The organism is Phytobacter sp. MRY16-398, from assembly GCF_003925915.1.
GTDB classification, from domain to species: Bacteria; Pseudomonadota; Gammaproteobacteria; order Enterobacterales; family Enterobacteriaceae; genus Phytobacter; species Phytobacter diazotrophicus.
Genome location: NZ_AP018756.1, coordinates 738,474 through 751,322, shown reverse-complemented (window position 1 = coordinate 751,322; position 12,849 = coordinate 738,474). Strand labels below are relative to the sequence as shown.

10 protein-coding genes are annotated in these 12,849 nt (G+C 50.3%); 9 read left to right on the top strand and 1 reads right to left on the bottom strand.

Annotation, left to right across the window (positions count from 1 at the left end; translation table 11 throughout):
• Positions 1-124 precede the first annotated feature (124 nt).
• From dnaG to MRY16398_RS03575, 9 genes are all read left to right on the top strand, one after another.
• Complete coding sequence (dnaG, locus tag MRY16398_RS03610; RefSeq protein WP_125123847.1) at positions 125-1,870, top strand: DNA primase; 1,746 nt, start codon at positions 125-127, stop codon at positions 1,868-1,870.
• Between the two features lie 158 nt (positions 1,871-2,028).
• Entirely contained in the window at positions 2,029-3,876 is a 1,848-nt protein-coding gene (rpoD, locus tag MRY16398_RS03605) for an RNA polymerase sigma factor RpoD (protein WP_039078118.1), read from the top strand.
• Positions 3,877-3,944: 68 nt separating this feature from the next.
• Positions 3,945-4,925 (top strand): IS5-like element ISKpn26 family transposase, encoded by a 981-nt coding sequence (locus MRY16398_RS03600; RefSeq protein ID WP_000019441.1) that lies wholly within the window; start codon positions 3,945-3,947, stop codon positions 4,923-4,925.
• Positions 4,907-5,137: a hypothetical protein gene (locus MRY16398_RS31210; RefSeq protein ID WP_350354095.1), complete on the top strand. Its 231-nt coding sequence runs from the start codon at positions 4,907-4,909 to the stop codon at positions 5,135-5,137. Before MRY16398_RS03600 ends, MRY16398_RS31210 begins: the two co-directional genes overlap by 19 nt.
• Positions 5,127-5,327 carry a hypothetical protein gene (locus MRY16398_RS03595; RefSeq protein WP_125123846.1) on the top strand — a complete coding sequence of 67 codons (201 nt, stop codon included), beginning with the start codon at positions 5,127-5,129 and terminating at the stop codon, positions 5,325-5,327. Before MRY16398_RS31210 ends, MRY16398_RS03595 begins: the two co-directional genes overlap by 11 nt.
• Before the next feature lie 82 nt (positions 5,328-5,409).
• On the top strand, positions 5,410-6,561 hold the full coding sequence (locus tag MRY16398_RS03590) for a capsule biosynthesis protein (protein ID WP_071194530.1): 1,152 nt from the start codon (positions 5,410-5,412) through the stop codon (positions 6,559-6,561).
• Positions 6,562-6,595: 34 nt separating this feature from the next.
• Positions 6,596-8,272 (top strand): polysaccharide biosynthesis/export family protein, encoded by a 1,677-nt coding sequence (locus MRY16398_RS03585; protein WP_125123845.1) that lies wholly within the window; start codon positions 6,596-6,598, stop codon positions 8,270-8,272.
• A 113-nt stretch (positions 8,273-8,385) separates the two neighbouring features.
• Positions 8,386-10,410 carry a capsular polysaccharide biosynthesis protein gene (locus MRY16398_RS03580; protein ID WP_125125627.1) on the top strand — a complete coding sequence of 675 codons (2,025 nt, stop codon included), beginning with the start codon at positions 8,386-8,388 and terminating at the stop codon, positions 10,408-10,410.
• 26 nt (positions 10,411-10,436) lie between these two features.
• Positions 10,437-11,699 (top strand): capsule biosynthesis protein, encoded by a 1,263-nt coding sequence (locus tag MRY16398_RS03575; protein ID WP_107223697.1) that lies wholly within the window; start codon positions 10,437-10,439, stop codon positions 11,697-11,699.
• Positions 11,700-11,924: 225 nt separating this feature from the next.
• Here the strand turns inward: MRY16398_RS03575 and MRY16398_RS03570 are convergent, their stop codons facing one another.
• Entirely contained in the window at positions 11,925-12,827 is a 903-nt protein-coding gene (locus MRY16398_RS03570) for a hypothetical protein (RefSeq protein ID WP_125123844.1), read from the bottom strand.
• Positions 12,828-12,849 lie beyond the last annotated feature (22 nt).

The following is a 12,849-nucleotide window of genomic DNA, read 5'->3' as shown; positions in this document are numbered from 1 at the left end:
CAGGATGCATCAAGGCGGCAAGAGCGTGAATTCCCTGAGCTTACTGTAGTCAGTCAGTGACAGGAGTGAACGATCGTAGCCAACGCAGAGGCAGTTCGACTGACAAAGTGTAATTATGGGGCATATGGCTGGACGAATTCCACGCGTTTTCATCAATGACCTGCTGGCTCGCACCGACATCATCGATCTGATCGATGCGCGTGTGAAACTGAAAAAGCAGGGCAAGAACTGGCACGCATGCTGTCCATTCCATAACGAAAAAAGTCCTTCCTTCACCGTAAACGGTGAAAAACAGTTTTATCACTGCTTCGGCTGTGGGGCGCACGGCAACGCGATCGACTTTCTCATGAACTACGACAAGCTCGAGTTTGTGGAAACCGTCGAAGAGCTGGCCGCCATGCATAACCTGGAAGTGCCCTATGAAGCAGGCAACGGGCCAAGTCAGATAGAGCGCCACCAGCGGCAAAGTCTCTATCAGTTGATGGATGGCCTGAATGCGTTTTATCAGCAATCCCTGATGCAACCTGCCGCTGAACCGGCGCGCCAGTATCTGGAAAGGCGCGGTTTAAGCAGCGATGTCATCGCCCGTTTTGCGATTGGTTACGCCCCTCCCGGCTGGGACAACGTTTTAAAGCGTTTTGGTGCAAATCAGGAAAATCGTCAATCTTTGATTGATGCGGGCATGCTAGTCACTAACGATCAGGGACGCAGTTACGATCGTTTTCGCGAACGGGTGATGTTCCCCATCCGCGACAAGCGTGGTCGGGTAATGGGATTTGGTGGCCGAGTGCTGGGTAACGATACCCCCAAATATCTCAACTCACCAGAGACCGATATTTTCCATAAAGGCCGCCAGTTATACGGGCTTTATGAAGCGCAGCAGGACAATGATGAACCGCAGCGGCTTTTAGTCGTGGAAGGTTACATGGATGTGGTTGCGCTGGCGCAATATGGCATTAACTACGCCGTTGCGTCACTCGGAACTTCGACCACAGCAGACCATATTCAACTGTTGTTTCGGGTAACGAAAAACGTCATTTGCTGTTATGACGGCGACCGTGCAGGCCGCGATGCCGCATGGCGTGCGCTGGAAACCGCATTGCCGTACATGAGCGACGGACGTCAGCTACGCTTTATGTTCCTGCCGGACGGTGAAGACCCGGATACGCTGGTGCGTAAGGAAGGTAAAGCAGCATTTGAAGCGCGGATGGAGCAGGCGATGCCGCTCTCCACGTTTTTGTTTAACAGCTTACTGCCGCAGGCGGACTTAACCACGCCGGACGGGACAACGCAACTTGCCGCGCTGGCGCTGCCGTTGATTTCTCAGGTTCCGGGTGAAACGCTACGTATCCAGCTCAGGCAGTTACTGGGTAACAAAATTGGCATCTTTGACGACACGCAGCTTGATCGTTTAATGCCAAAACAGGCGGAAAATGCCACGGCCCGCCCGGCGCCTCAGCTAAAACGCACAACCATGCGTATACTGATAGGATTGCTGGTCCAGAGCCCGGAACTCGCGCCGTTAGTGCCTCCGCTGGAGGGGCTGGATAAATCCAGAATGGCTGGGCTTGGCTTATTTACAGAACTGGTCAACACTTGTTTGTCACAGCCTGGATTAACCACAGGGCAGCTTCTGGAACAGTATCGCGGAACAAAAGAAGCCGCAACCCTTGAAAAACTGGCGATGTGGGACGATATAGCAGATAAAGACATTGCAGAAAAAACGTTCAACGACGCGCTCAATCATATGTTTGATTCGATGCTTGTACAGCGGCAAGAAGAGTTGATAGCTCGTGACCGCACACATGGTTTAAGCAGCGAAGAACGCCGGGAGCTCTGGCAACTAAACCAGGAACTGGCGAAAAAGTAAATTCAACGGCTTAAGTGCCGATAATCGTTCGGGAAGCGCCCGACAGCCGCATTGAGAGGCAGCGGCAAAAATATAAGTAAGCCCTCGTTACACCAAGTTGGCGGTTTTATTTCGCTGACCGACACCAACCCTCTTGAATTAAGTGTGGATACCGTCTTATGGAGCAAAACCCGCAGTCACAGCTGAAACTTCTTGTCCAACGTGGTAAGGAGCAAGGCTATCTGACCTATGCCGAGGTCAATGACCATCTGCCGGAAGATATCGTCGACTCCGATCAGATCGAAGACATCATCCAAATGATCAACGACATGGGCATTCAGGTGATGGAAGAAGCACCGGATGCCGATGATCTACTGCTTGCCGAAACCGCCAACAACACTGATGAAGATGCAGAAGAAGCGGCTGCACAGGTTCTTTCCAGTGTTGAATCTGAAATCGGTCGTACAACCGATCCGGTGCGCATGTACATGCGCGAAATGGGTACCGTTGAACTGTTGACCCGCGAAGGCGAAATTGACATCGCTAAGCGTATCGAAGACGGGATCAACCAGGTTCAGTGCTCCGTTGCCGAGTACCCGGAAGCCATTACCTATCTGCTGGAACAATATGATCGTGTTGAAGCGGAGCAGGCTCGCCTGTCTGATTTGATCACTGGCTTCGTCGATCCGAACGCGGAAGAAGATCTGGCACCTACGGCGACTCACGTCGGTTCTGAGCTCTCTCAGGAAGAGCTGGACGACGATGAAGACGAAGATGAAGACGAAGATGGCGATGACAGCAGCGACGATGACAACAGCATCGATCCTGAGCTGGCGCGCGAAAAATTTGCCGAGCTGCGTACACAGTACGAAAAAACCCGTGACACCATCAAAGCGAAAGGCCGTAGCCACGCTGATGCCGCAGCCGAAATCCTGCAGTTGTCCGAAGTCTTCAAACAGTTCCGTCTGGTACCGAAACAGTTCGATTACCTGGTAAACAGCATGCGCACCATGATGGATCGCGTGCGTACCCAGGAACGCATTATCATGAAGCTGTGCGTTGAACAGTGCAAAATGCCGAAGAAAAACTTCATTACGCTGTTTACTGGCAACGAAACCAACGAGACCTGGTTCAATGCAGCCCTGGCGATGAACAAGCCGTGGTCTGAAAAACTGCATGAAGTGTCTGAGGACGTTCAGCGCGGCCTGCAGAAACTGCAGCAGATTGAAGAAGAGACCGGCCTGACCATCGAGCAGGTAAAAGACATCAACCGTCGTATGTCCATCGGTGAAGCAAAAGCGCGCCGTGCGAAAAAAGAGATGGTTGAAGCGAACTTGCGTCTGGTTATCTCTATCGCCAAGAAATACACCAACCGTGGTCTGCAGTTCCTCGATCTGATTCAGGAAGGCAACATCGGCCTGATGAAAGCGGTAGATAAGTTTGAATACCGTCGCGGTTACAAGTTCTCCACCTATGCAACCTGGTGGATCCGTCAGGCGATCACCCGTTCTATCGCGGATCAGGCGCGCACCATCCGTATTCCGGTGCATATGATTGAGACTATCAACAAGCTCAACCGTATCTCCCGCCAGATGCTGCAAGAGATGGGCCGCGAGCCGACCCCGGAAGAGCTGGCCGAGCGTATGCTGATGCCGGAAGACAAGATCCGTAAAGTGCTGAAAATCGCCAAAGAGCCGATCTCCATGGAAACGCCGATTGGCGACGATGAAGATTCGCATCTGGGTGATTTCATCGAGGACACCACCCTCGAGCTGCCGCTGGACTCTGCGACCACCGAGAGCCTGCGTGCCGCTACGCACGACGTTCTGGCTGGCCTGACCGCCCGTGAAGCAAAAGTGCTGCGTATGCGTTTCGGTATCGATATGAATACCGACCACACGCTGGAAGAAGTGGGTAAACAGTTCGACGTTACCCGCGAACGTATCCGTCAGATCGAAGCGAAGGCGCTGCGTAAACTGCGCCACCCAAGCCGCTCTGAGGTTCTGCGTAGCTTCCTCGACGATTAAGGAAGGTGCGAACAAGTTCCTGATATGAGATCATCATATTCATCCGGAGCGCATCCCAGAGGGACATCATGAGCCATCAACTCACCTTCGCCGATAGTGAATTCAGCACTAAGCGCCGTCAGACCCGAAAAGAGATTTTCCTCTCCCGCATGGAGCAGATTCTGCCATGGCAGAATATGACCGCTGTCATCGAGCCGTTTTATCCCAAGGCGGGCAATGGCCGACGGCCCTATCCGCTGGAGACCATGCTGCGTATTCACTGCATGCAGCATTGGTACAACCTGAGCGACGGTGCCATGGAAGATGCCCTGTACGAAATCGCCTCCATGCGCCTGTTTGCCCGATTATCCCTGGATAGCGCCCTGCCGGATCGCACCACCATCATGAATTTCCGCCACCTGCTCGAGCAGCATCAACTGGCCCGTCAATTGTTCAAGACCATCAATCGCTGGCTGGCCGAAGCAGGCGTCATGATGACCCAAGGCACTTTGGTGGATGCCACCATCATTGAGGCACCCAGCTCTACCAAGAACAAAGAGCAGCAACGCGATCCGGAGATGCATCAGACCAAGAAAGGCAATCAGTGGCACTTTGGCATGAAGGCCCACATTGGTGTCGATGCCAAGAGTGGCCTGACCCACAGCCTAGTCACCACCGCGGCCAACGAGCATGACCTCAATCAGCTGGGTAATCTGCTTCATGGAGAGGAGCAATTTGTCTCAGCCGATGCCGGCTACCAAGGAGCGCCACAGCGCGAGGAGCTGGCCGAGGTGGATGTGGACTGGCTGATCGCCGAGCGTCCCGGCAAGGTAAAAACCTTGAAGCAGCATCCGCGCAAGAACAAAACGGCCATCAACATCGAATACATGAAAGCCAGCATCCGTGCCAAGGTGGAGCACCCGTTTCGCATCATCAAGCGGCAGTTCGGCTTCGTGAAAGCCAGATACAAGGGGCTGCTGAAAAACGATAACCAACTGGCGATGTTATTCACCCTGGCCAACCTGTTTCGGGTGGACCAAATGATACGTCAGTGGGAGAGATCTCAGTAAAAACCGGAAATAACGCCAGAAATGGTGGAAAAAATAGCCTAAATAGGCTGATTCGATGTGTTTGCGGGAAAAAAATCGGCCCAGATCCGCGAAATTTTAATCAGCGAGTCAGCTTGGGAAGAAATGACCTGCTTATTCGCACCTTCCTTAACTATGGCCTGGACACCGACCGTCACGTAGAGATTACCAACAGGAAACAAAATGGATTTTAACGTGAACACGGAAACAGAAGAGCAAGCGCTGATTAACAGCGTACGCAGCACATTGACGGAGCAAGGTGATGCACTCCGCCATCTGGCAGAAGTCATCAATGCGGAAGAGAAGATGACTAAACACCGCATCTCCACCCTACTCATCACCGATAATTCACAGGATGTGATTGGTTCAGTCAGGATTTTCTGACTGACACCTCACCTGTTTATACCGACATAAAAAGTCTTCCCCTCAGCAAATTTTTGCCGGGGAGAATAACGTTGAAAGTGACATGTCTACACACAAAGTAAAGTTGCTGGCGTCCTCGTTACGCGCACGTACGGCTAAATTTAATCTTGCCTGGATCCAGCAGCATCTTGCCTGGATTGTTATTGCCGCCCCGATGGCGCTGCTCGTCATCTATTTGGTGATTTTCAGCCAGCCGCGATATATGAGCGAATCAAAGGTCGCGGTAAAACGTCCCAGTGATATTGAAGGCGCCAGCCTGAATGTCGGCTTGCTGCTGGGTGCATCCAACCCCAGCTCCACCGAAGACGCGTTGTATCTCAAGGAGTACATCAACTCAGCAGATATGCTGAAAGTACTCGATAAACAGCTCGATTTTCACGATGCATGGAGCCATAGCGGGCTGGACTTCATTCATCATCTCTCTAAAGATACAACGGCAGAACAGTTCCTCAATTACTACCGCGACCGAATCTCTGTGGTCTTTGATGACAAAACCGGTCTTTTGACGATTCAGACCCAGGGTTTTACGCCGGAATTCTCACAGCAGTTCAATAAAGCAGTCCTGAAAGAGTCAGAGCGTTTTATTAACGAGCTCTCCCATAAAATCGCGCGAGAGCAGTTGAACTTCGCCCAGGAAGAACTACAGCAGGCCCGTATTCGCCTTGATAAAAGTAAAGCAGAATTACTGGCTTACCAGAATCAGAACAATATCCTCGATCCCGAAGCCTCCGCCACTGCTGCCACCTCTCTGGTGATGACCTTACAAGGTAAAAAAGTTGAGCTGGAAGCCGAGCTGCGTAATTTATTGAGTTACTTGCGTGAAGATGCGCCCCAGGTCATTAGCCTTCGTAATTCAATAAAAGCCCTGCAGGCACAGATCGACGCAGAGCAGAGCAAAATCACCGCGCCAGGCGATAAGAAACTCAACAGCATGGCGGCTGACTTTGACGAGATTAAAGCACGCGTCACCTTCGATACCGAAATCTACACGATGGCGATCAAAGCCATTGAAAAAACACGCCTGGAAGCGGCACGTAAACTCAAAGTGTTGTCGGTCATCAGTTCACCGCAACAACCGGAAGAGTCCAGTTTCCCCAATAGCGGCTACCTACTGGCAAGCTGGTTGTTAGTCTGCTGCCTACTCTTCGGCACCATCAAATTGCTGCTGGCCGTGATTGAAGATCACAAAGACTAATTTTGGACGCACAGTGAATTTTACAGAGTTGAACATGAAATTATTAAAATCGGCACTGCTCCTTCTGGTCTGCCATGCGGCCTGGGCGGCAGGTCCGACAGGTATTACAGCCGATCCAAATCTGACAGGGGCGGCGCCGTTGCCGTCGATTATCTCCGGCAAGACAGAAGAAACTCAGAACGCAACCGGGTTTGACAACACACCGCCACCCGTGGCTGCTGCACTGCCCAGCCGCATGTTCGGCGCACAGTTGTTTACTTCTATCAGCGCAGCTTCAGGCGCAGGTCTGGGGTTCAACCCAGGCTATGTGATTGGTCTCGGTGATACCATCCAGATTCGACTGTGGGGCGCATTCCAGTATGACGGGGCGCTCACCGTTGACCCGAAAGGCAATATTTTCCTGCCTAATATTGGCCCGCTGAAAGTCTCGGGTATGACCAATGCGCAGTTGAACAATACCGTCACCAGTAAGATCAAAGAAGTTTATACGTCGAACGTTAACGTCTATGCCTCCCTGCTGCAGGCTCAGCCGGTGAAAGTTTTCGTGACCGGCTATGTGCGAAGCCCAGGCTTGTATGGTGGCGTGGCATCTGACTCCCTGCTCTCTTATCTGAGCAAAGCTGGCGGCGTCGACAGTGAGCGCGGCAGCTACGTTAATATCATCGTCAAACGTGGCAAATCGGTTATCTCACACGTGAACCTGTACGATTTTCTGCTGAACGGTAAGCTGGGCCTGTCGCAGTTTGTCGATGGAGACACCATCGTCGTTGGTCCACGTCAGCATACATTCAGCGTAGAAGGCGATGTGTTTAACAGTTACGACTTTGAGTTCGCCAACAGTACGATCCCGCTCACAGAGGCACTCAGTTGGGCACGTCCGAAACCCGGCGCCACTCACATGACCATTATCCGCCAGCAAGGCACCGTAAAACGTAGCGAATACTATCCGCTCAGCTCCGCAGCGGGCCGCTCTCTGCAGGATGGCGACCGTCTTATCGTGAGTTCAGACCGTTATGCAGGCACCATTCAGGTACGTGTTGACGGCGCCCATTCCGGCGAACATGCGATAGTTCTGCCATACGGTTCGACCATGCATCAGGTGCTATCACAGATCCGCCCGAATAGCATGTCGCAGATGAAGGCCATCCAGTTGTACAGAACATCTGTTGCGGAGCGTCAGAAAGAGATGCTGAACCTGTCGTTGCAGAAACTGGAAGAGGCCTCTCTTTCAGCACAATCCTCAACGCAGGAAGAAGCCCGTTTGCGCATGCAGGAAGCGCAACTGGTTAGCCGGTTCGTCAATAAAGCGCGTGCTGTCGTTCCGAAAGGGCAAGTCGTGCTTAGCGAAAGCAACATCGACTCGGTGCTGCTGGAAGATGGTGACGTCATCATGATTCCGGAAAAAACGTCGCTGGTTATGGTGCACGGGGAAGTGCTGTTCCCGAACGCCGTCTCCTGGCAGGACGGAATGGATGTGGACGATTACATCAAAAAATGCGGTGGGCTGACGCAGAAATCCGGCAATTCAAAAATCATTGTGATTCACCAGAACGGCGAGTCGGTTGATGCTGACGATGCAGGAAAACTGCAACCCGGTGACGAAATCATGGTTCTGCCGAAATACGAATCGAAAAACATTGAAGTTACGCGTGGTATTTCGACCATTCTTTATCAGCTTGCCGTTGCCGCCAGGGTTGTGCTGACAATCTAATCAGCTCTGTCGCAGATGCTTTTCCCGGCATGCCGGGGAAAGCGAAACAAGCAGCGGTAAAAACGTTTTCTTCTTTAATCAACGGATTGATATTGATGGAACGAACGAGAAACATACTGGGTATTTATTCCGGGGGTATCTGGCGCATTCCGCATCTGGCCAGTTTTCTGCCTGGAGAACCAGTGCGGCTTTCGCCTTATAAAACCATTCCCGAGCAGGTGAATGCTATCGCCGTCTGGGGCCACCGCCCCAGCGCGCAAAAGCCTGTTGCCCTGGCACAATCCGTTGGTCTCCCGGTTATTCGCCTGGAAGATGGCTTTATTCGTTCTCTCGGGTTAGGCGTTCAGGGTTGCCCGCCTCTCTCCATCGTCGTTGATCATTTAGGCATCTATTACGACGCTTCGGTTCCGAGCTCGCTTGAATGCCTGGTAAAAGATAATGACGGCAATAAGCCGCTCGCGGCTGAAGCGCAGGCGATGATGCACGCCATCGTTGACAATGATTTGTCGAAATACAACCAGGCGCCGCCGTTTGTCGCACCGGATATTATGCCAGAGGCCGTGCTGGTGATTGACCAGACGTTTGGCGATATGTCTGTCACCAAAGGCAACGCCGGCCCGGAAAGCTTCCAGCAGATGCTTGAGACAGCAAAGCAGGAAAATCCGAGCGCAGAGGTTTGGGTGAAGGTGCATCCGGATGTGCTATGCGGCAAAAAGGCGGGGTACTTTGCGAACCTGAAATCCGACGACCGTGTGCGCGTATTTGCCGAAGATATCAGCCCGCAATCGCTACTGCGGCACATGCAAAAGGTGTATGTGGTCACCTCGCAGTATGGTTTTGAAGCGTTGCTGGCAGGCAAACCCGTCGTCTGCTTTGGGCAGCCATGGTATGCGGGCTGGGGACTAACAGATGACCGTCACCCAAAGGCCCGTGAGCTTGCCGCACGCCGACAACCGACCACACTGAGCAATCTATTTACCGCCGCCTATTTGCGCTACTGCCGTTACCGACACCCGGTAAGCGGAAAACCTGCAACGCTGGCCTGCGTTGTCGACTGGCTGGTCTTACAGCGTAACCACAACCAGTCACGCCGTGGCACGCTATGGGCGCCGGGATTAAGCCTGTGGAAAACAGCAATACTGAGGCCGTTTCTGAAAACAGCGGAGAACCGGGTACGCTTTGCGAAGCAGTGTCGACAAGCCAGCGCGCTTATTGCCTGGGGTACAAGGGGAGAGAAAAAATGGCAGGCGCAGGCAGATGCACAGCGCATTCCACTGTGGCGGATGGAAGACGGGTTTATCCGCTCCTCCGGCCTGGGTTCCGATTTGCTCGCCCCCCTGTCTTTAGTGCTGGATAAAACCGGTATCTATTACGACGCATCCCGTCCAAGCGATCTGGAAAACCTGCTGAACGCCAGCAGCCTGAGCGAACATCAGCGGGAGCGTGCGCAAGCCCTTCTGCAACAACTTGTGCGCAACAAAGTCAGTAAATACAACCTTGGACAGGAGTGGCACTTACCGCCCGAGGCTACCGGTAAAAAAATCATTCTGGTACCCGGTCAGGTGGAGGATGACGCCTCGATTCTGACAGGGGCGAGATCTGTTAACACCAACCGGGATTTATTGCGTACGGTACGCGAGCGTAATCCTGACGCGTTTGTTGTCTTTAAACCGCACCCGGATGTGTTGGTTGACAACCGTAAAGGGCAAGTCGTGGCGGAAGATATCGCCCGTTGGACCGACTGCCAGGCGCTGGATGCCGATATCATTCAATGCATTCAACTCGCTGATGAGTTACACACCATGACCTCTCTTTCCGGCTTCGAAGCCTTAATGCACGGTAAGCGAGTATTTTGCTATGGCCTGCCTTTTTATGCCGGCTGGGGACTCACTCAGGATGAGCACAATATTCCCCGGCGCGCCCGACAGCTCAGTCTTACGGATTTAGTGTGGCAAACGCTTATCGCGTATCCAACTTATATCCATCCACAGCGACTGGAGCCAATGCAGGCAGAAGAGGCCGTAATGTGGCTGAGCACCGCGCCACGCGGTGAAATGAAAATCACGAAAAAAAATATCGGCCGATTAGCCAGACAGTACCGCAAATTATTGATGTTTTACAAAGTTCGTTTTGGTTAGTGTTAATTTGAGACTCATGGACGATGATGCAAAATAATACCGTTAAGACATTACTCGCTGGGAAAAAATATCTGCTGTTGCAAGGACCAATGGGGCCTTTCTTCAATGATGTCGCCAACTGGCTGGAGACGCTGGAACGCGAAGCGGTAAATGTTGTATTTAATGGTGGCGATCGTTTTTATTGTCGACATCGTCAGCACCTTACTTATACACAAACGCCGAAGGAATTCCCGACCTGGCTGAAAGAGACCTGGAAGGTTTATCCATTCGACACCATCTTGTGCTTCGGTGACTGCCGTCCATTGCATAGGGCGGCGCATGCCTGGGCGAAAGCGAAAGGTATTCGTTTCCTGGCTTTCGAAGAGGGCTATCTGCGGCCTCATTTTATTACACTTGAAGAAGGCGGAGTGAATGCTTTCTCCCCCCTGCCCCGTGATCCTGATTTTTACCGGAGCTTGCCAGATTTCCCGCCCTCAGAACCCCAGCCACTGAAACCGTCCTCAGGCCGCCGTTACATCCACGCGACATGGTATTATCTTGTCGGCTGGCGTTATAGACACGAGTTCATGCATTATCGCCATCACAAATCTTTTTCACCATGGTACGAGGCAAAATGCTGGGTGCGCGCATGGTGGCGTAAGCAATGGTATGGCTGGAAACAACGTGGCGTAATGGAGACGCTGCAGACGACATTCGATCAACGCTATTACCTTGCGATTTTGCAGGTCTATAACGATAGTCAGATCCGCAACCATAGCCCATACGCTGATGTCCGGGATTATATTAACGATGTGATCTTCTCGTTTGCACGTAAAGCGCCGAAAGACGATGTGCTGGTCATTAAGCACCACCCCATGGATCGCGGGCATCGTCTGTATGGCCCCTTGATTAAGCGGCTGAGCAAGAAGTATGGCGTGACCAATCGCATAATTTATGTCCACGATTTACCGATGCCGGAATTACTGACGCATGCCAAAGCCGTGGTGACGATTAACAGTACGGCGGGAATTTCAGCGTTAGTGCATAACAAACCGTTGAAGGTGATGGGCAACGCCCTGTATGACATCAAAGGGATGACATATCAGGGACACTTGCACCAGTTCTGGACGGCAAATTTCAAGCCGGACATGAAGTTGTTTAAGAAATTTCGTGAGTATTTGCTGGAGAATACGCAGATAAATGCGGTGTATTATGGGGAAAAAACGGATGTTGAATGCATAAAGCGATTCGTAATTAAAAAAGTCAATCATCTTAGCAATGAATTACAAAGTCAAAACATGGTGAAGTGACTTGATGTAAATCACTCGCCATCAGCTAGTTTTAAGGACAATACCGTAAAAATGGATTTGATAATTCTTGTCATATTTTATCTTTGGTGATCCAGAATGAGATATTGTAAAATCCATTATCAATATAATGTTATTTAACACAGCAAATAACATTGACAATGCATTCTTCGATATTTTCCCGGAAACCCAGAATGGTAAATTCCGCAACATCATATAAAATCATCTTTAATCAGTTTCGGAATATTTATATATATAGTTACTGATGTTATTTTTTCTACCAATCAACATTAGTATTGATAAGATTCCATTATCGTCTATACTCAAGCCTTCTGGTTCAAAAAAACCTTCCTCACCATAAGATTTAACCCTGTCCATACCCACAGTAACGTTCGTATTAGAGCCCAGTAAATTTCCATCCATTGTAAAATTATAAATAGCCTTAGGATTTACTCTTGCATTGCCCAGAACAATACTTACTATTTTTCCATTGGATGCAATTGCCTGTAATGGTCTTAACTCGCCGGATTTATATGTAAATATATTATCAGGCAAAGACCATTGATATTTATAACCCGAAGTTACAAAGATAATATCTTTATTTGAATTTATAATCTTGTCAACGATATATTCCAAATCAAAAACTCTGATTATCATGTTCCTTGAAGCGAATCGCCCGCGAACTATTAGAAACTTACCATCACTGGAAATCGTGGGTATTACTTCATTTTTTTTGAAAAAAGAATCATCAAAAAAAACGATCTCACGCTTCATTACAAGATCATCATTTTTGATCAGGAAAGCAAGCCCGCTAAATGGTGAATTTTTTTTGCTGGTAAAAATCAAATTCATTCCACGCGTGCGATCTTCGTATACACCTATGCCTTGATGACCGATGGAACTATCAGTTAATATTATATTACGCTCCCCATCTTGATTCAAATAGACTAAAGGTATAGGATTATTACTTTGGTGTTCTAACGTATAAACACCTCCATCCAGGTTAATCACCATTCCTTGTATGTTGTTGCGCGTATCAATAATAATTGGCTCCTTTTGCGAAGCCAATACATTTGTTATACAGAATAACAACATAGATGCAATAACAATATCGCGAGTAAACCATCTCATTTCTTTAAATTTCCGAAAATTT